The sequence below is a fragment of the Leptospira sp. GIMC2001 genome, from assembly GCF_028462125.1.
GTDB lineage: Bacteria > Spirochaetota > Leptospiria > Leptospirales > Leptospiraceae.
Genome location: NZ_CP115468.1, coordinates 2741920 through 2762877, shown reverse-complemented (window position 1 = coordinate 2762877; position 20958 = coordinate 2741920). Strand labels below are relative to the sequence as shown.

The 20958-nt window shown below is 37.8% G+C and carries 16 protein-coding genes; 10 read left to right on the top strand and 6 right to left on the bottom strand.

What is annotated here, in order from left to right; translation table 11 throughout:
- Position 1: 1 nt before the first annotated feature.
- The 4 genes from O4O04_RS14235 (at position 2) to O4O04_RS14220 (ending at position 3743) form a co-directional block, all read left to right on the top strand.
- A complete protein-coding gene (locus O4O04_RS14235) occupies positions 2–595 on the top strand; it encodes a c-type cytochrome (protein WP_272532435.1) in 594 nt (197 codons plus the stop codon).
- Positions 596–604: 9 nt separating this feature from the next.
- Positions 605–1843: a hypothetical protein gene (locus O4O04_RS14230; RefSeq protein ID WP_272532434.1), complete on the top strand. Its 1239-nt coding sequence runs from the start codon at positions 605–607 to the stop codon at positions 1841–1843.
- A 12-nt stretch (positions 1844–1855) separates the two neighbouring features.
- The gene (locus tag O4O04_RS14225; RefSeq protein WP_272532433.1) at positions 1856–2332 is read left to right on the top strand and encodes an Lsa16 family lipoprotein adhesin; all 477 of its coding nucleotides are present in this window, start codon (positions 1856–1858) and stop codon (positions 2330–2332) included.
- A gap of 70 nt (positions 2333–2402) precedes the next feature.
- Entirely contained in the window at positions 2403–3743 is a 1341-nt protein-coding gene (locus tag O4O04_RS14220; RefSeq protein ID WP_272532432.1) for a C69 family dipeptidase, read from the top strand.
- Positions 3744–3896: 153 nt separating this feature from the next.
- On the opposite strand, the gene O4O04_RS14215 is transcribed toward O4O04_RS14220, so the two are convergent.
- The 4 genes from O4O04_RS14215 to O4O04_RS14200 form a co-directional block, all read right to left on the bottom strand.
- Entirely contained in the window at positions 3897–5789 is a 1893-nt protein-coding gene (locus tag O4O04_RS14215) for an AAA domain-containing protein (RefSeq protein ID WP_272532431.1), read from the bottom strand.
- Between the two features lie 112 nt (positions 5790–5901).
- Positions 5902–6915, bottom strand: a complete 1014-nt coding sequence (locus tag O4O04_RS14210) for an SMP-30/gluconolactonase/LRE family protein (RefSeq protein ID WP_272532430.1) — start codon at positions 6913–6915, stop codon at positions 5902–5904.
- 220 nt (positions 6916–7135) lie between these two features.
- Positions 7136–11743, bottom strand: coding sequence for a chitobiase/beta-hexosaminidase C-terminal domain-containing protein (locus O4O04_RS14205; protein ID WP_272532429.1), 4608 nt, complete (start codon positions 11741–11743; stop codon positions 7136–7138).
- A gap of 321 nt (positions 11744–12064) precedes the next feature.
- The gene (locus O4O04_RS14200) at positions 12065–12727 is read right to left on the bottom strand and encodes a class I SAM-dependent methyltransferase (RefSeq protein WP_272532428.1); all 663 of its coding nucleotides are present in this window, start codon (positions 12725–12727) and stop codon (positions 12065–12067) included.
- A gap of 94 nt (positions 12728–12821) precedes the next feature.
- On the opposite strand from O4O04_RS14200, the gene O4O04_RS14195 reads away from it, so the two are divergent.
- Complete coding sequence (locus O4O04_RS14195) at positions 12822–14504, top strand: tetratricopeptide repeat protein (protein WP_272532427.1); 1683 nt, start codon at positions 12822–12824, stop codon at positions 14502–14504.
- On the top strand, positions 14504–15646 hold the full coding sequence (locus O4O04_RS14190; protein ID WP_272532426.1) for a tetratricopeptide repeat protein: 1143 nt from the start codon (positions 14504–14506) through the stop codon (positions 15644–15646). Before O4O04_RS14195 ends, O4O04_RS14190 begins: the two co-directional genes overlap by 1 nt.
- A gap of 48 nt (positions 15647–15694) precedes the next feature.
- Here the strand turns inward: O4O04_RS14190 and O4O04_RS14185 are convergent, their stop codons facing one another.
- Complete coding sequence (locus O4O04_RS14185) at positions 15695–16657, bottom strand: metalloenzyme (RefSeq protein ID WP_272532425.1); 963 nt, start codon at positions 16655–16657, stop codon at positions 15695–15697.
- Positions 16658–16770: 113 nt separating this feature from the next.
- Here O4O04_RS14185 and O4O04_RS14180 point away from each other — a divergent pair, with 113 nt between their 5' ends.
- From O4O04_RS14180 to O4O04_RS14165, 4 genes are read left to right on the top strand one after another with little or no spacing between them, the layout of a single operon-like run.
- A complete protein-coding gene (locus O4O04_RS14180) occupies positions 16771–18078 on the top strand; it encodes a hypothetical protein (RefSeq protein WP_272532424.1) in 1308 nt (435 codons plus the stop codon).
- Complete coding sequence (locus tag O4O04_RS14175) at positions 18050–18646, top strand: hypothetical protein (protein ID WP_272532423.1); 597 nt, start codon at positions 18050–18052, stop codon at positions 18644–18646. Before O4O04_RS14180 ends, O4O04_RS14175 begins: the two co-directional genes overlap by 29 nt.
- The gene (locus O4O04_RS14170; RefSeq protein ID WP_442915898.1) at positions 18643–18867 is read left to right on the top strand and encodes a plasmid mobilization protein; all 225 of its coding nucleotides are present in this window, start codon (positions 18643–18645) and stop codon (positions 18865–18867) included. The genes O4O04_RS14175 and O4O04_RS14170 overlap by 4 nt, the downstream gene beginning before the upstream one ends.
- The gene (locus tag O4O04_RS14165; protein ID WP_272532421.1) at positions 18864–19268 is read left to right on the top strand and encodes a hypothetical protein; all 405 of its coding nucleotides are present in this window, start codon (positions 18864–18866) and stop codon (positions 19266–19268) included. The genes O4O04_RS14170 and O4O04_RS14165 overlap by 4 nt, the downstream gene beginning before the upstream one ends.
- Here O4O04_RS14165 and O4O04_RS14160 read toward each other — a convergent pair.
- Positions 19243–20892, bottom strand: coding sequence for a LamG-like jellyroll fold domain-containing protein (locus O4O04_RS14160; RefSeq protein WP_272532420.1), 1650 nt, complete (start codon positions 20890–20892; stop codon positions 19243–19245). The two genes, O4O04_RS14165 and O4O04_RS14160, sit on opposite strands and share 26 nt — an antisense overlap.
- Positions 20893–20958 lie beyond the last annotated feature (66 nt).

Here is a 20958-nt window from a genome sequence, read left to right as displayed (position 1 = left end):
AATGACTGAAACAAAACTCTTCTCTACGAAATTGGTATTCATTGCGGTTGCAATTCTGACCGTAGCCAATTGCAAATACAAAACTCCTCCATTGGAATACTTCAATCAAATGTATGACTCACATGCAAGAGAAGCCCAAGAAGAGGATACTTTCTTTAGCAATAAATCTGCCTCAAGAATTCCGCCGTATGGAGCTATTCCTGTTGGCTACACTCCGTATCCATATATCAGTGTGTTAAATCCAGATGATTTGCCAGCACCTAGTAAAGGTTTGGTGAGCCCTGTTTCCAATCCATCGCTTGATGATTATAGAAAAGGTGAGCAGAAATACCAAACCTATTGCACTCCTTGTCATGGTAATCAAGGTTTAGGAAATGGAAATGTAGTTGGACCTTATCCAAGATTTGCAACTGCACCACCTTCGGTTGTCTCTGACAAAATCAAAGGTTGGTCAGATGGACAACTCTACCATATAGTAACTATGGGTCGTGGAGTTATGGGAAGTTATGCTTACCAGATCGAACCTGAAGACCGATGGAAGCTCGTTGCATACATCAGAAAATTGCAAGAATACGACTCGAGGAAGAAGAACTAAGGAATACCGATGCAAGTAAAACTCGAAGAAAAAACATTGAATTATAAAATGGATGGTGGTTTAAGAAACACCTTCCTAATCATGATCGTAATCGGGATTATCAGTTTAGCCTATGCCTTTATAGGATTTGGCCATGAGAACTCTCGACACCTTGATGCTACAGGACATGCTCATCACACAAATATGGGCTATTCCGTACTTCTCGTTGCGACTTATCTCATCTTTGGTCTGTCTGCAATTGCTCTATTCTTTACAGCAATTCAACATATTACGGGTGCAATGTGGTCTGTGACTCTGAGAAGACTTCTTGAGACGATTGGAACTTTTATTCCATTTTTGATCTTGCCACTTGCGGGCGTGATGCTCGGAATGCATGATCTATATGAGTGGACCCATGAGGGAATTGTTGATACTGACGAATTGATCAAACATAAAAGTGGATACCTTAATGAGAATTTCTTTCGTTTCAGGTTGGTATTTTATGTAGTTGTGTGGTCTATTTTCGCTTATTTGTTCTACTCTAAATCTACAGCTCAAGATACAGACAAAGACGTTGATAAAACAAAATTTATGGCAAAACTTTCGGGTGGAACTATAGTATTTTTTGCTCTATCTTTTTGTTTGGCGGCAATTGACTTGATCATGTCACTCACTCCGCATTGGTTTTCAACAATGTTTGGTGTTTACAATTTTGCGGCAGCACTCCAGACAGGACTTGCTGTATGGGTAATCATCACTGCATTGCTTAAGAAGAAAGGATTTTATGGTGATAGCTTTAACGAGAATCATTTGCATGATATCGGTAAGTTTATGCTTGGAATGACAGTGTTCTGGGCTTATGTTGCGTTCTCACAATTGATGCTCATCATTTATGCTAACATTCCAGAAGAAACATTTTTCTATGAGCAGAGATGGACCGGTGGATGGGCATCCATTTCACTTTTGGTTCCAGCAATCAAATTTGTTGTTCCTTTCTTTTTACTTCTAAATAGACCGAATAAGAGAAGTTTTAGCACTTTAGTTAAGATTTCGGTTATCATTCTGTTCTCTCAGATTCTCGAAATCTATTGGTTGGTTTTCCCAGCTAATTTTGAGAATTTTGCAGTAATCGGATTCATTCTATCCTTGGGTGCAAGCATCGGTGCACTAGGGTTTATGGGTTTTTATGTTTTCAAAAAATTGGAAACCAACAAATTGATTCCGGTCGGAGATCCAAGATTGGACAACTGCCTGAATCACCACCAATAGTAGGGGAAATACATGAAAGAGTTAAAAAAACTAACAATTTGCGCTGCAATCTCCTTTTCCATGATTGGTTGTGCTGCCAATGCAGAAGTTACCTATCATAAACTTTGTGATCCAAGCACAGAAAAAGCTCAATTAGATGAAGTGGTTCCCTTGTATTCCGAAGCATCTATCGAGTCAAAAGTTTTGGAGCAGGTATCTGTTCGCACAGTTGTCAAAGTAATTGATCATAGAAATCACAATGTATGGTCACCGAAAGATTTTGTAAAAGTGCAAACTGAAAGCAATACGGGATTTATGAATCCTAAATGTTTTGTCGCAAACCAAGATCCAGAAAAATCTATCTGGCGCTATTCAAGACGTGAAGTAAAAGATTATAAATATTTTTACGATCCAGAAGATAAAACTCATTATGATAAATCTTATGAATATCCAGCATTAGCCAAACTACCCAAAGAGCGAATCCCTCTCAAAGATTTGCTTGGCAAATGAGATATTTATGCTAACAAGAGCCCGGAAATCCGGGCTTTTTTTTTATTTTCAACCTGATGTTTAATAAATTATGAGTGATACATTTCTTGCGACTAAAACTGCAACTAAGAATCAATCTTTATTGGTTTTTGGTAAGAACTCCAATCGTGAACCGAATGAAGCACAAGAAATCGTTCATTTACCTAAGCGCAAAAATAAAGAGAAAGTATTACAAACAAGTTATATAGAAATCTCCCAAGTCAAAGAATCTTATGAAGTCATTCTCTCCAAACCCATAACATCATGGGGAGCGGAAATGGGTGCCAATGAACATGGGCTAGTTGTTGGTTATGTTCCTGTGTTTACTAAGGCAGCCATGAGCAAGAATAATATGGGCTTAACTGGACTGGATTTGGTTCGAGTTGCATTGGAGCGCTGCAAGACTTCTGCTCAAGCTTTAGATGTAATCACTTCTTTGGTTGAAGAATTTGGACAAGATGCGAATTCTGGATTTTCGGGAATGGAATCTTTTCATCACAATAGTTTTTTATTAGGTGATGCGAACGAAAGTTATATCCTAGAAACTGTGGATCGCCATTGGGTTGCAAAAAAAATCAATGGATTCCAAGCAATTTCCAATATACTATCAATCACAAATGACTTTCAGTTTTCGAGTAAGGGTCTTATGGATTATGCAAAAAAGCTAGGCTTTCATAAATCCGATTCTGATTTCTCGTTTGCAGAAACATTCAATGATTGGTTTCGAACGAAGATGAATAAGGGCAAGCATAGGCTACAGCTCGTCACAAAAATGGGAGAGATGTTTTCGCTCACAGAAGGAGTTGGAGTCAAGGAGAGCATGGATATTCTCCGTTCTCATAATGTTGCAAATTATTCTCCTGAGAACGGCAATAATGGATCCATCTGTCAGCATGCCTCAGGAATGTTAACCCCTTACCAAACAACTGGTTCAATGGTTTTCGAGATTAAGAATAACAAAAAGTTGACTGTATGGCTAACAGGAACTTCAGCTCCTTGCTTATCTCTGTATAAACCTTTTTATTTCGGTAATGATATTCTAGACGAAAACAATCAAATCAAACCTTCTAAAGTATCAGATGATTCCTTATGGTGGAAATCGGAAAAGTTCCATCGCCTAGCGCTCAATGATTATAAGTACGCGCATAATTTGGTTTTTAAAGAAAGACAAGAATCAGAGAGACATTGGAGACGTAAAGATAGAGAACTTCAATCGACTAAAACTTCAACAAAACAACTAAGAGAGTTTTCTGATTTTGCAATCAATCATCACAAAGAAATATTACGAATTTGGACAAGAGATTTATTGTCTAGAAAGAGATCTAGTATTTTCAATCCTTTATTCAATATGTTCTGGAATGCACGTAACAAAGAAGCAGAACTCGAACTGTAATTTGTATATTGCATCTTAGCTTGATTATCACATTTTAACTTTAATATTATAACTTATAATGAATAACTTATAATGAATAACGCAAACTAATTCGAATATTGATCTTGCTTTCGAAATAAAAATTATTTTTGAAATGGAATTTTGAAACTCTGTTTACAATTCTATAAATTCATAAGCACTGTGGTAGTCACCGTGAACTTTAGCATGGTCAATAAATCTATTGTAGAAAGAATCCGTACTTAAAGTACTGCTGTCTCCAATAACAACGAGCAGTCTTCTCGCTCTAGTGAGTGATACATTCATTCTTCGGTAGTCTTTGAGAAATCCAATTTCTGACTCATCGTTAGACCTCGTTAAACTTAGTATAATGACGTCTCTTTCTCTACCTTGAAAAGAATCTACTGTTGATATATCGCATTGAAAATTCGCAGCCTGCGCTTTTTCGTTCAGACAAAAGATTTGTTCTTTGTAAGGTGCGATAATTCCTATTTTTTGAGTATCAATCTCCAATTCTTCTGAGATTTTCTTCGCTATATTGATTGTAAATTCAGCTTCTCCTGGATTTCTTGTGCTTTCCGATTCTTCGGATTTTTCTTCCTCAAATCCAGTTCCTGCTGTATCAATATAAACAAGACTACTAGCAAAAAGCCCTGTAAATATTTTATTTCTGACATGAACGGATTCATGGGTTGCAACTTTTCCTTCATAGAATTCGTGATTGGAAAAGCTAAGAATCTCTTCCTCCATTCGATACTGAGTATCTAAGAATACAAGTCTGTCTGTTCCTTTAAAGTTCTGAATGGTTTTTATAAATAGTGTATTCAGAAGCTTAGAATCATTAGTAAAAACAGTTGGCGGCAATTGATTCTCGTCACCTGCAAGTACAACTCGATTGGCACGCAAGATGGGAATCCAAGCAAGCGGTTCCAGACTCTGTGTAGCTTCATCAAGTATGCATATATCGAAAGTCGCTTTATGAAGGCTGCGATGGCTTGCAGCCACTGTCGTTGCAAGTATTGGATTGCGAGTTCTAATCAATTCATTTTCGATTTGTCGTTCTGTGTTACGAATTGTTTCTCTGATTCCATTGAATTCTCTCCAAGCTTCACGTCTCTCATCTGCATGGGCTTTAGAGAAATTTCGATGAAATCTTGTTGCTTTCCTGTGCAGATTGTCCGCTTGTTTTTTGTATTTGCTGATTTGCTTTGTTATTGGATGATTTTCGATGCTTGCATCCATGCTATATGGAAGTAGTTTGTCGGATACTCTACTTGTCTGTCCGAGTCGAAGCGGATTCATTCCGAGAGCGATGGCTTTTTCTAATATAAGATCTAGCGCAGCATTGGTTGGTGCTGAAATTAAAACTTTCTGTCCGGCAAGCACAAGTTCGTTTATTGCAGCAACAAGCACAGATGTTTTACCAGTTCCAGGTGGACCTTGAACAACCAAATAATCGTCCGTTGTACAAATGGATTGAATTGCTTTTATTTGCGATGGATTAAAATTTTCTGGAATACTGTAAGCATTTTTCCATTTAGAAAAACTTGGCTTCGTATCTATGTATCCTAGAATTTCTCTTCTTTTTTTTATACGATCGGGTTTGTCTTCTAGAAGTCTCGAAAGAGCTTTTTCCCCTTCTTTATAAGTTTTCTCAGAGTAAAATATATCAATTCCGACATTGCCTTCTTCCATCCACTCTGGAATATCTGAGTCGATAATGATTGTTACCTTATTGTCTTGGATTGAAGATATGACTCCAAGTTGATTCTCGGATTCCTTAAATACAGAAATCGGTGTGCCAGCCGAGAAACTATTGTATTTCTGGATTGGATTTTTAGATTTAAGAATCATTTTCCATGAATCACCGACAAAAAAGAAAACTTCCTCAATCTCAAGCGGATACAAGCTAACTCCAAGCTTGATCCGATCAGCTATCGACTGAGATTGCATCTTCGTGAGATAGTCTTGACGTTCAGCTTCGCACTCAGCTCGATAGATTTCTATTAGGTCTTGAATTTCTTCTTCTGCGGAATTGTAATTGGGCATATTCTAATTTATACTATTATTATTATTCAGATTCAATTCAATATAATTTATATTTAATCTAATCTAATTTATATTGAAACTAATTTATATTGAAACTTCAATTTTCTATTCTTCATTCTTGATTCTTGATATCAAGTATTCCTATCCAATTCGAATAGAGACTGCCAAGATAGAGAGTATTTCCTTTTTTTTGCGCATGAGTGATTGCTCTCATGTTTTTACCCGATGGATCTTGATAGGATTCTAAAATTTCTCCTTTCTCCGATAGTCTCAATACAAACCCATATGGTTCAGGCGACGGCCATAGAAATTTAGGAAGAAAACTAGTGAACTTTTTCTTCCAGGGACTTGGGTGCATATTGTCCATCTGAGAATTTCTTTTTGTAAAAAGTGCAAGATAGAATTCTCCATTATCTGACCGAGTGATATTATCAGGAAATCCTGGTAGATTGTCTATAAAGATTTCTGATGTTCCAGATTTAGATCCTTTTAGCCAATACTTAGTTATGCGGTATCGATAGGTTTCGTTAACCAAGACAAAGTCTTCATTCTTAGAAAGTGCAACTCCATTCGCGAAGAACAATTTTTCCAAAAGAGTCGTAGTTGTTTTATTTTTTGGATCATAAACGAGCAATCTCCCATAGGGTCTTGATTCAAGGAGATCGTATAGATATTCCTTCTGAGTAAATTTAAAACTTGCATCACTGAAATATATTTTGCCATCGCGTGCTATGTCCAAGTCATCTGTAAATGCAAATGGTACCCCGTTGGATTCTGTCGTGAGCACTTCGATTTTACCTTCTGTATCAATCGATAGCAATCCTTTGTAGGAGTCACAGACGACTAGATTGCCTTTAGCATCCAATTGGATTCCTAAGGGACGTCCTCCTGTATTCGCAATCCATTCTGGATCGTCGCCTCCCGCCTGTATGCGAACAATATCTCCGTTTGCGGTTCCAGCATAGATATTTCCCAATCGATCGATTTCTAATCCTTCGGGTCCATCAATTTTACCTAAGGCAATTTTGCGTGCACTCTCCAATTTTTGATTGGGTTTTAATTTGCCAATTAGCTCTGGAGGATCAGACGGTTTGTATGCAAGCGGATCGATTGTCACGCATTGCATGTTGCAAATCAACCCAAAAATAAGAAATAGATTGAGAGGGCTTAATTGGCGTAAAGAATTTCTATGACTTGCAAAAAATTGGATTCTGGACATAGCCTATATATTTTTGCATTGAAAAGCTATATCAATACAAAAAATCAGTGCTATCAAATTAATTCCAAATAGTTTTCTAAAGAGAACATCCGAATCTAAATGATTTAGCTACCTAAACTATAGAGGTTCAATAAGAATTGTAAATTGCTAAAACTTCTGCGTCCGTCAATGCCTTCGTGAAATACTGAACATCATCCATATATCCTCTGTAATTGAAATAATCAGCCAGTGTCCCCAATCTAAAACTTTGTGCTCCTGGAATATTTACGGGAAGAGTGTCTGCAGTCGCCAGTGTGAGCGGAAGTCCGTTTTTATAAAGTTTAGCGATTCCGGTAGTATAATCAACTGTTACTGCAATATGAGTCCAGGTATCGTAGCTAATCGCATTTGAATTGGAAACCACAGTTCGCTTCACTATACCTGATCCAAATTGTGCATGAAGAACACGATTCTCATTATTCCATCTATTTACTGTTAACGAAAATCCTAAAGCTTCACCATTGGTATTAAGTTGATTGGATAGAATTGTGTATAACTTTTCATCGTAACTTCCTGCAACATCATCCACTCGAATCCACAAAGTAAAAGAAAATTTAGAACCCAAATTGATTGCACCGTAATCAACTGAGCCACCCACATCATAGGCCATTCCTGCGGGACCCGTAAAACGAATAGAACGTGAACCTTCTTTGTTGTTTGAGTTGAATTCTGGAAATTTTTCAAATATTATATTCCCAAATTTTTTCTCAGTTCCTGTTTTGATATTAGCTGTAGAACTCAGATAATCATTCTCAAATCTCCATCGATAGTAGGGCTCTAACGATGCTTCTCTCTCCACGCAATAGAATGAGCCAAGTGAACTACAAGCTTTATTAGTGCCTGTGGTTGAATCAGTTGATGAAAGCCAAGGATTTCCAGTAGCGCCATTGCTTGCTGTGCTAGACCAACCACTGCAATTATTTGCAGATAAATTCCAAATTGATCCGGTTAGTCCCATTCCAGTCCAAGCAAAATCACTAGCGTTAGCCGGTGTGGGTGAAACAGAATTATTCAGCGGATAGACAAAACCATTATTTGCAGCATTTGTGCTTCCAATGGAAGTGACGCCATCTTCGCGAAAATATTGCTTACTTGCTTTCAAGGGAAAATCATTGGTCAGTGTTCTTGTATCTCCAGCACCTCCCAATCCGATTCGAAGCCCAGCAAATGTGAGTCCACCTGTCCCAAGATAAGGTCTCGCTATATCGCTTCCACATGCTGCATCCATACCCGCTACATTTAGATTCCCAGTATAACTCTGTGTAGTCTTATAGATTCTCAATTTATTCTCATCTAATGTATAATTCCAGCTAACAACTGGCGATCCGATGAAATTCACCTTACATGCAATTGCCTTCAGATTTGTGATACTAGATTCCATATTAAAAGACAAAACTCCACTTGTATTTTGGATGAGGTTCGATCCAGAAGCGCAAGTATTCACAGTAGCTCCACAGGCTGGATCTACAGCTCCTGTTCTTGTGCATATCCAAGAAATTGGGGAATTCGATTTAGGATAAAAGGTAGTCTTGTTGAGAGAACTCATATTTGGAACTGTTGTTCCTATTGGTGTTGTGATATAAGGTATTGAAGTAGTAAAAGTAAAATTTTTCGAAATAGAATTTGAGCTCTGGAAATTCGTTCGACATCCGAGAATTCTAATATCATAATTTGTTGCACTTCCATCAGGAAAAGTTTTGCCTGCCCCAGGAAAAGTGTTGGTTCCAGGCGCAGTCAAGCTCGCACAATTGGGATTTACCCCATCAACTCTATAGTAATTGGTTGCTCCTGCTGTGGGTTGAGTCGCTTGTATAAAAACAACATTGCTATTTGCACCTTCGACCGCAGTCGTCGTGATTACAGGAAGTGCTACCTTCATGACAGAAGTCTTAATTGCTAAGGGAGTTGGGACTTTGAGTTCGGAACAACCAATCGCACGATAAGTGACGGAATCCTGATTTACAAGAATAGGAGCAGTATATTCGATAGAGCCTATGCCAGAACAATCTGGATTCGTTCCATCAATTCGGTAAAATATTTTGCTAGATCCTGCCGAACTCAAGGTCATGTTATAGGTATTGTTTGCTTCAATAGATGGATCGGGATTGAATACAATGGCTCCTAAAGTATTGGTAATTGTGATCGGAAGAGAAGCGATAGGGGAATTGTCCCAACCTGATGAACAGGATCTCACTTGAAAGTTTGAAGTTACCGAAATGGGAACGGAGATGGTGTAAGGAAAAGAGCCTGTCGCACAGAAGCCACCTTTAGAGTTCACGGCTCCATTTGCAACAAGTGAACACTCAGGAGCTCCGTCCAATCTATAGCATGCGGTCTGTAAGCCGATCGCGGGGTTAGGATTTTTCCCGACTGTAACTTGGTTTAGCAATCCCGCGGGGCCTGTAATTGTGGGTTGGGCAACAACACCATTCATTTCATAAACACCAGAAAAAAGATTAGAATTCTCGTAGCCGGGTTTACATCCAATAGCCTGCAAATTTTGAGAACCAGATTCTTGAGCCAAATTTACTGCGCCAGAGGATGATCCACAATTCGGTACCGATCCAAGAGACCAGCGAATGTCTGATCCTGAAGTAGCAGAACCGAAATTGACAGCTTGATTGGAAGTATAAGTTCCAGGTGTAAGACCTGCAATTGGGGTTGCTACTTTCAGAGTGTAGGTGGGAGATACGACAATATTTGAATCGACAAAGCTTGGTTTGCAAGCTATGGCTTTGATCGTATTGTTCGTGTTATTTGAAATCGCAACAGATGAAGATAACACACCAGTCGAGCACGTCGGAGCAGCTTGTGAGCCATTACCAATCGTATAACGAATTACGGAACCTGGAGTTGCTGAGGACATGGTAATTGTCTGATCGTTTGCATAGATTCCTCCAACTAAGCCTGGGCTTGCGGAAAAAGTTGGAGCAATGACTTGTCCATTGATAGTATAACTTTCAACTGTTTCCGCAGATGCATTCCATTCAGGCGATGTTTTGTAAGCAATCGCTCGCAAGGTTAGAGTAGAATTCACGGATAGTGGATTGGGAGTCGATGGGCTTGAGCAATTGGGAGCGGAGCCATCCGTTGTATAGTGAATACTGGAACCCGAAGTGGGAATGGATGGTGGGCTAATTGTAACAATTTGACCTCCAGCATAAGATCCGCTCGCAAGAGAAATGTTAGGAGCTGAGAGAGTTCCAGTGAGTGTATAAGATGCATTCGCGACAAGGGAATTCACATATCCAGGCTTACATCCTATAGCTCTATAACTCGTAGTAATTTCTGTTTCGGAATTCAAAACTATGGGTGTCGTTACGGAAGTGCTACAATTTGGATCTGCTCCTGTGTTGTATCGCAAAGTTGCCCCCACAGTTGTCGAAGAAGCGGTTGGTGTGAGATCCAATTTATATGTTCCGGCTGCCGGTGTTAATGTAGGAGTTGCTACTCGCAGTCCGTATGAGTAAACGATAGTAGGCGGAGAATCCGCCCAACCTGGAAAACATGCAATGGCTCGGATTCTAGTATCATTTGTTGTGATAGGTATACCTGTCGTGTATAAGCTAGAACCGCATGTAGGAACAGCTGGATCAGATCCAATTGATAGATTGTAGTGAATTGTTGCTCCTGGCGTCAAAGTGCTAAGTGTAAGAGTTTGATCATTGGAATAGGTATTGGATGGAAGAGAAAATGTTGGAGGAGCCGTAGTTCCTATGATTTCATATAGTCCTCCAACAGCTGAAGATTTCGAATAAGTCGGAAGACAAGAGATCGCAAGCAAAACCTGAGAGAAATCAATGTTTATTGCACCCGCATAGATTGGATCAGTACAGACTGGAGTCACACCGTTGGTTGTGTAGTGAATAACTACACCTGCCGGTGAACTAGGAGCCGAAATTGTTAAAACCTGTGAGGATCCAAAGCTGCCCGGTGCTATACTCAATGAAGGAGGATCTAACAGACCATTTGTGATTGAGTAAGTAGCTGAAGAAATTGAAGAACTCAATGTTTCTTTACAAGCGATTGCTCGTAGATTGATCGAAGGTAGAGTGGGTTGCGGCAGAGCAATTGCCCCTGTATACAAATTCCCTGCGATGGGTAAGCAATTTGGATTGGTTCCATTATCAGTGTAATAGATCGAAGCACCCGGAGTCGTTGTAGCAATGGTAATATTTTGAGCAATCGGGTATTCTCCTGACGGAAGTGAGAAAGTCGGTTGAGCGATGCCAGTATTGGTATCTGTGCAACTAATCAATACTGAATTCACATCAGCATTGTTAATGATGCCAGATCCTTCACTAGTTTCGCAATTTTGAATGGGATCGGTTGGATTTCTCAATATTTCAACAGCATAGGAATTTTGATTGGAGTAAAAAGAGTTTGATACAAATCTCTGCGTGCCAGAAGCAAGATTCAATTCCTCTATTGGAAGACTGCCAGTAGACCCACTGACGGAAATTGAGATTTTTAGTCCTGTACCTTTTAAATTGAGAATCTCTCCGGAAATTTTAAAATTGGAAGTATTTCGTATTAAGAATAGCATCTCTGAGGGAAATCGTTCCAATCCTGGAAGCTGACAATTGGAAGTAAATAAACCCAATAGGAAAAATGAAAATAAGCTTCGAATCCATACAATTGGGTTTGTCAAATAGATCGTAATCCGTTCTGTAAGGTTTGAAAATTTGCTCATCATATACTTTGTTCTAATTTTATTATTCAAAAATGTATTGATCTGGAAGAACATAAACTAATATACGTTCTTCGATCACAACGTAAACTCATCTTAGTTATGCGTATGGTCAATATTAAAATGACTTAAAAAATTAAATGACTAAAAAAAGATTGAATTTTAACTGATAGGATTGATTGCTTAAACGGACGGATTGGTGATGAGGAGAATGATTCCTATTACTTAGATCATTTCAGAGAGAATAAGATATAACTTTGTGTGGATTAAGTTATGATTGTTTGGTGATAAATACGTATTGGGATATTATGAGAAGTTTATAGGATGCTAACTTTTCTCCCAAATTCCGCCATCTGCCTCTTCTTCTTTTAGGTCATAATAGCCCCATTCGAAATTGGCTCCAGCAACCACTTCCAAAATATAAAAATATTCCTTGATTCGCATATGCTTTGTTATCTTGAGTTTGTAGTCTTCTGCAAGGAACATCATTTTGTCCTGAGAAATCTTATCGTTTATACGCGGACCAATATCGTATTCATGTTTGTTCCAATCTAGAATGATTAGGCGTCCACCTGGTCTCATTGAACGAATCAGTCCGTCCATAGCAAGTCCTGGATTCGGAAAAGTGGATAGGCATAACGAAGAAAATACGAGATCCGGTTGTGGAATCCATTCTGGTAAAAGTGGGTGATCAGACCTTTCGATAAAAAAAGGTGTGAGATTGGGAATATTTTCTTCGATTTTTCTTTTTAGAATATGATCCAGCAACTCTTGTTGGCATTCAGCAGCCCAGATCCAAGCTTCTTTCGATAGAACTTTTCTGAATTCCGGAATGAAGAACCCTTTTCCTGCTCCGAAATCTACCAGGTTTTCTACTCCATTGAATTTGAAGTTGTCAAATATTGCTTCTGGAGGGCAAATCTCTCTTCGTTTGCTTGATAGAAGGAAGTTTTGGTATTCTATATTTTCGTAGTATTCAAGTTCTGCCATTTATGTCTCATTTTATGTAATTTTAATCTAAATCAAGGAAAAGTCATGTTCTAAATTTAATTTCGATAGTTCTCAAAACCGATATTTATAAAGGATGAATGCGATCTCTTCAAAATTTGCCATTGTACTTCTATTCAGTTTCTGCTTAGAAATTCACGCAGAAGGTCTGTTCAATCGAGAACCAGATCGAACAGATATTGGAAATCTGCGGGCAAGTATTCTTCCGGACAAAAAGTCCGCATACTTAGTATGGGATCCACCTGCTAAAGAAGAAGAAATCATTATCGCTAGATCAAATTCCATTATAGATACACCAGAAAAACTTTACGTAGCCGATTCACTTGGGCGCTTTTTTACAGGTGGTAAAAATTCTATAACGAATCTTTATGATTACAATCTGAAACCAGGTTCTTATTATTATGCGATTGTATCTGTGGATGATGTTCGCAAAAGAAAAATTAAATTGCTTGCGAATCAAAATTTTACTACTGATTCAGTTGATATCGATGAATCCTCTCCTGAAAAATCATCTCCCTTAGTAGTCACAAATTCTAATAAAAATGACAAAACCAAATCGATTGGTGCTCTATTTCTAAAAGCAGAAATGAGTAATATACGTCTGAATTGGGTTCCGCCTTGGAATGCTATATCAGGTCAGACTGTTTATTCTATCTATCGATCACAATCTCCAATGTCTACTTTGAATGAAATGAAGAAGGCAGATAAGCTTGCAGAAATTTCTCATCCAGTAACAACCTATCTAGATCAAGATTTAGAAAAGTCACAAACATTGTATTATGGCGTGTCCGTGAAAGAAAGCGGAATGGATGAAGTCTTACCATTAGAAAAGGGAAAATCATTTGTTCGAATATTCTATATCAAAGACAAACGCGGACAGACTGAACTCGTTCAAGACACCAAACCTTCATCGGTCGAAAATACAAATAGCTCATCAGAAATTCCAACTGAAGATATTAACAGATTCCAAGTGCAGGGATTTGGTTATGAAAGAGTAGGTAAGGGAGCTACTTTGAAATGGAATCCACCTGTCAATGCAGATGGGACAACGCAGTATTCTATCTATGCCTCAACTCGCAGTTTTGATTCTGGTGTTAACTCATTTACAGGAGGTTCAGTCTTGAAAGTGGGTGTGGTTTCTCATCCAAAACTGAACTTAGCAATCAAAGAGATCAAGCCAGTTGAGAGTTTGTATTTTGCAATTACAGCAAAGAAGTCAGGTATCGCAGAAGATTTTAATGTAGTTGAGGGATCGTCATATTTTCGTTATATTTTTGATCGTGATATCGATCCAGAACTTCCGAAAGAGAATCAAGTAGCCAATAATTCTTCGAACGGAAACGATAATACAACAAAGACAAATCCAACTGATGTTCCAAAATTTAAGACTGAAGAAGAGCCTGCAACGGTTGAAAAACCTACTGAGACCAACAAGGAAAATCTTGTAAAAAATCCAGATGATTTAACCTCAATTGTTGACTCGGGTGATTTTTCAGAACTTGATAAAATTTTGCGAGAAACCTATGCCAAGAAAAAATACAAACATGCTGTATCGAATCTACATAAATATCTGCAGAACGAAACAGATATAGATCTCAGGGGAAAAGCGTATTTTTATGCGGGAATGTCTTATTTTAGAATGAGCGAATACAATAAAGCTCTATCACTATTCCTCAAAAAGGAAACCCACCATTTCAATCATGATAGGGCAATATTTTGGAAAAATCAGACTCTCTCGAAATTAGGTAGGGGCAATTAATGAATAAATCAATTGTATTATTAACTGGGTTTTTGTTGATCAGTGCTGGACTTCTTACTGGAGTATACCAAACAGTATTCCAGACCGACATGGTGTCGAACGATTCTGTTCTAGAAAAAATTCTCTCAGGAGAAGAATACCTCAAGCAATCTGGGGAGCAATCTAGACTGAAGGCTGTTACCATATTCTCCGAATTGAGTGGCAAACACAATCCGCAATATGATTTTCGAATTCGTTACAATTTGGGTAAGGCATTAGAAAAAAATGGAGATAAATACAGATCTTTAGAAATCTACCAGGAATTGAATCGATCAAGAGACCTTACACTAAATGAGCAAGAGCAATTGGGTGTATCGCTTGGAGATCTCTTATTAAGAATGAATCGTGAGAACGAAGGTAGAGTTCACCTAGATAGCGTTCTGCGAACAAGTACAGATCGTAAAATTCGATCTCAAGTATTTAAATCGCTCGGAGACTATTATTATTCCCAGAAAGTTTGGGAGACATCTCGTAAGAACTACTTGCTTGCAGTTCAAGAAGATAGCAACTTTACGGAAGCTAAAATCGGCTTGGGTCGAGTGCTAAAGAAACAAGGCAAAGACTGGGCTGCATTTGATCTATTCGATGAATACTTAGATGAGTCTTCCAAAATGGATGGCACTGATCCGAAAGTTTCTTCCGAATACAAATCAGATGTCTATGAGCAAGCCAAAAAATATTTTGCTAATAAGCAATATTATAAAGCAATTGAATACTTTCAAAAATCTGTTGAGTTAGGACATAGTCCAACTACAGTGGAAAGCTCTCTGTACTACATTGCTTCTTCATATGATGCGTTAGGTAAGCAGACTGAAGCAATTCAATATATCAATAAAGTTCTAAATAATAGTGTCTATACGCTAGATCAAGAAGCACTTTATAAGAAAGGAACAATTTATTTCAAACAAGGAAAGTTTGCCCAAGCGGCGAACGTTTTCCAAGTTGCTGTTGACAAGTATCCGAAAAATCACGTATCTGAACGAGCTATAGCTTGGAAGAAAGAAGCTCTTGATCAGATACGCGAAAAAGAAGATTTTGCTCCCGGAACTAAAACTACGGATGATCTATCCAAAGACATGGATGATGTGGATCTAGTTTTCTAATAGAATCACGAATCAAAAATTTTGGATCGATAAGGATATACTTTAATCTTAAAGAGATTCGATTCGATAATTATGAAAATTGGATTTATCTAGATCCAATAGCGCTTGATCCAAATTTAAAATTTTATAAATAGATGGTGTAATATCCGTTAGACTATTGATGCTATTTTTTAAGTCTTTGGCCTTGGCACCAGCAAGAATTGTTGGTACAGGATTGGTCGTATGTCTGCTTGTCGTTAAGTCTTCTAGATTGCCGTGATCGGAAGTTACAATCAAAGTATCTCTCTCTGGATCCATTGCATCCAGATATCCACGAAAAAATTCTTCCAATTCATGAATCACTTTGTTCGCGTGATCCCAATTCTGGTCGTGTCCAACCTTATCCGTAATGAAGTATTCGTATATACACAATCCGTAATCTCCAAATCGTGAAGGAATCGAATATCCAACATCATATGCATTTCTAACTTGCATCAAAGGATCCCATTCTGGAATCTCTCCGCGTCCCATTTGGATAAGAATCTCGTGTGTGATATCCATGTAGATTCCTCGTCCTTCTCGTAAATCTTCGAAAGTCTTGAGAGGCCGATTGCTAGCCATTTGAACTAAGGTGGATGCCGAAACGTAGCGTGGGTTTTCTTTTATTTTTTCAAAATATTTTGGAGAGTAGCTATTCAATAGATCAGCTTTGACTCCATTCTGATTTAAAACTTTTACAATCGAATGCTTAGCTATGATTTTTTTGAGAGTGAAACTTGGGAAACCGCTAAGATGTCGGTTGATGGTTTTTGCTCCATTGACTCCTGTCCAGAGTGCAGTTTGTCCGGTTGCACTTTGCGGAAGACCCGTTACTCCGAGACAGGCATCTGTTTCTATATAGGTCAATTGCGGAAGGGATTGTGCTTTCGACGCAAGTGGTAGAAAAAAATTCTGACTGAACCTGGCAAAAGGATTGGTATCAGTATCGTTTCTGCCAAATCCAATCCCATCCAAGAAAACATAAAAAATCATTAGCTTTTAGACCCCATAATATTTGATAAAAATGCAAAAAGACCGAATATAAAAAGTAGAAATTCGCTTGATCATATAAACGATTCTGTTAGTTTTCAGATGTAACCAACTAAATGAAGAAGAGACAACCAGAAATTCTATCTCCAAATCGGATTCGAAACCATTTAATGGGAAAGATCTCTTCTAGGTCGATTCTTTCAATTGAAGGTAATGGTAGCCCGAGCACTCAAACTACCAGTCAATCCTCCGCAAGTCAAGGCAAAAGTAAACCTGACTCAGAGCTGACACAGAGCCAGGCAACTTATCCAGAACCAAGTCTTATTTCGAATAAACCTGCGCATCAAGAACACTCAGCAAATGAAGCAAAGGACTCGGCGACATCTACATCAACCTTACCTATCGAATTAGAAAAAAAACGATCAGCGATTTTCAACACGGAACTAAAAGATTTAGTGGATCGAGTAAAATCACCTGGAAACGCAACAACCCTTCCTGTATCAAAAGATTCTATTTTGCATATTTTTAAGAATCTAGTTGCTCCAGAAAAAAAAGAAGAATTCAAGTGGTTATCCAAAGTCCATATTCCGGAGCGAAGAATTCAAGATTCCGGAATATTAGATTATACTGCTTTTCTATTGGATCGAGTTGGCATTGAATTTTTCTCATGGCATTTTCTCTCATACGACACGGGAGCTTATTTTTGTGAAATGTCGCATGGACTGGACAGTATCACTCGCAAGAATTTTATATTTCTCAAGAACGATCCATTTATCAAACCCAATGAATTTGGATTGTTTGAATTGGAATTTACACCCGAGCTTCTATCGGATCCATTTTTCTCTAAAAAATTCTCTGTGGAATCTCTGTCCTATTGGTCCAAAGTTTATTTCTTTTTTATAACCGAAAATGGAGTCGATGCTTGTCTCGTTGCCTTCCAACAAAAGGTTCATAAAAATGATGTCGATTCCAAGAATCAAGTGAACGATTTAGTGATCACGGATCGTTGGCTGGAAATGCTCAGAAATAAAATTGTTTTAATCGCACCCGCTTTGGCGAGATATCGTAGTGAAAAGTTAGGTGCAATGATCTCAATTGATGACATGTTAACGCGCACGATTCATCTGTTTCGGTCTGCTATTGGTGAAGGACTAGACCAAGCTTATGTTACCAAGCTTAAAATTTTAAAATACAAAGAAACTCCCAATATTTATTATCTCAAAAGACAATTGATTAGCAACTTACTTCATGAACTTGGGGCAAGCGATAAACTGCTAGAGCTCTCACTTGATAGTATTCTACTTTTGTCTGGCAAGAATATGGAACCTAAAATCCGTGAATTGCTCGAAGAAGATCCGATTGGATTTTCGATCTCAACAAAATTGTATCCAGCCAATGGCGAAAATATACTTCTTTATATTTAATTTATTTTTATTTTTATCTTTTTTTGAAATTTCTGCAACAGAGAAAGCAACTCTTACGCGAGATTTAAAAAAGAAATCATATGAACTATTTAAATCAGAAAAGTATTCTGAATCCATTCCCTATCTAGAAAAATACTTGGAAGTGCAGCCAGCAGAGATCTATATGCGATTGGTTTTTGCGCAAGCACTGCTACTCAGAGAAGATCTTCCCATTCCTATGCGTGATGAAGATAGCTACTCTAGAATCCAGAAATGGAAAAAAATCAAAAGCAACTATAGTGAGAGTGCGAAAATTTTTGAAGAAAATGTTACGCATTTTGAAATGGTGCGTCCTCGTGATCCTAGTCTAGGAAAATGGCTGTTCCAATGGGCAACGGCAGAATGGTATGGAGGTAATAAGGAAAAGGCAATTAAGCTATATGAGCGCGCAGTCAAAAAAGATTTTACCTTAACGGATGCCTATTATAATATGGGAGCCATATATGATTCGATGGGTCAATATGCAGATGCTGATCTCCAATGGAGAAAATTCATCCAAGCGGAAAAAGAACTCAATGTTGAGGATTGATATTGGCTAAAGTTGATAAAAGATTTACAATTTTATTCTCAGATGAGGAGTTGCAGCTCTTGAAACATCAAGCAGATGTTAGAGGATTATCTTCAAGTGAATTGGCAAGAGTTGCCATACAAAATGAGATCACCAAAAAGACCAATTATGATCGAATAACTGCACTTCGACGAATCCGATCTCTAGCTTCGAATATGGATATTTCGGAATCTGAATCGTGAATCATCTACTTGCTTACTCAACTCTTACTGCCTTAATGCTTGCTGATGATTCCAGTAAGAAGCTGTTAACTCAACTCGAAGATTATATTCAGAAGAATCATAAATTTTTCGTTACAGCCATATCTATTTTTGAAGTAATCCAAGGTAAAATTTCTGGATCTCCAGAAGATCAGAAAGAGTTTCTCAATCAATCGGGAATATTATGTGACGAGATCTATCCAATCAATAAAGATGATTTGAATCTATACGCAAAACTTTCGGCGCAGCTCAATATGCAAGGTTTGGAAGTATTGGAATTATGCGTTGCTATCAATCGAAATATGGAAACTATCTTATGTTGGAAGTCCAAGATTCCAGAGCAATCTTGGATAAAAATTATTGACCTGTCGTTGGAAAACTAACTACAACAGGTTCAGATAATTTTCCGACTTGGTCTTTACCTGAACCTGTCCAAGACCAGAATCGATTGTATCCAGACACTCTAAAGTATACAGTTTTACCAGCCGAGAAAAAAGGCAGGTTTTGTTCTTGAGCAAAATTTTCTGCCTGAGAACTAATGATTTCATTATTTAAACAAGTTTGCATCGTACTCGGTCTTGTTTCAGTTTTCGAACTGGATTCCTGAGAATTGTTTTCTTGTTTATAGGGAATTGTTGCAACGATCGTATTCTTTTCGAATCCAAAATGTATTAAATATCCGCCGCCATTCCAGACCAAAGGATTATCACTTGCATTCCATTGAAGGCAGACTTGATTTTTTTTCAATTCTGATTTAGAATCAAGAAATTTAACTCCAGTAATCTGCTTTGGTGGTAAACTAAGATTGATGTAAGAATGAATGGCACTCAATTTGGGAGAATTTTCTCCATTAGGATCGGAGCGCATAATTACTTTCCATTGATAGTATCGAAAGCAATTTTCCAATTGATTGTAAGAGCCCAATGCACACGGCTTTTTCTTAAGGAATTCTTCTAAAGGATTCCATTGAAGATTTTTAGTATAACTCGATTCATAAGCTGCAAAGGGTTCTAAAGAAGCTCGAAACCAAATTTCGAGTAGTGAATCTTTTGGAAGTTTCGATTCGATTTGAGATTTTAAAAGGGAGGCATGGCTGAATTCTGTTTTATAAACAGGAGATAGCGCTGTTCCAAATTTTTGATTTGGATTTTTTGAATTCGGATCATAGTCTAATTTCGCATAACTAGAATTTAGGTGATCGATATTCGATTGTCCTCTTGCGATTACAAACTCATCTAGATTGCCATAGAAATTTTTACCGACTAGAAGTGGTGTCTTATCGTCTGGATGGAAACCGAAACCTATGATCTCACCAGAAGTCTTGGAATTTCTTCCGACTTCTCTTCCATTCAAAAAAAGCAAAACAGTGTTGTCGCTCGGTCTAAATTCGACAATAACATGATTCCAAGATCTAGGTTTTAGATTATTATTTGCAATTATTGTTTCGGATTCAGGTTTGAAAGTAGTCGTTTGTAAAAATTTCAATAGATCAATTTCTAATGTTTTGCCTTTGAGCAACAAGCGAAATCCATACTCTAACCCACTTCGGAAAATAGTTCTTTCCATGAGAACCGAATGGTCCTGCATTGCAGAAGGATAGATATAAAAAGAAAAATAAAGATCCTCTCTAATTTCTGGTTCAAGGAAAAGTCCATTCGTTCCTCGAGAAATTTTTAATTGACTTCCAGTACCTGTGAATCTTGCAGAAGAATTGCCCTTGTAAAAAATTGACGAGTCAAGTAGATATCCATCTTGATTTTTTTCAAAATCATTGTGGTATGCTTCGCCCATAATTTTTCTATCTTCAAGTTGAAGGTATTGCAGACCGTGCGTGTCTGCTTCCATTTGCAAACCATCCAATTTAAAATCTTTCCAATTCAATGAGATCGAAGAAATCTTTTGAGCTGGATCTGAGATCAATGCTGAATTGGGAATTAGGGCTAAAATCAAACAAAATGCAAATGTTAGAATTGTATAAATACGAATGAATTTAGATCGAATTTGCATAAATAGGCTCTGATTCTATGATCGTCATCATTTGCAAATTGGAAAAACTTATTTTGGCAAATGATC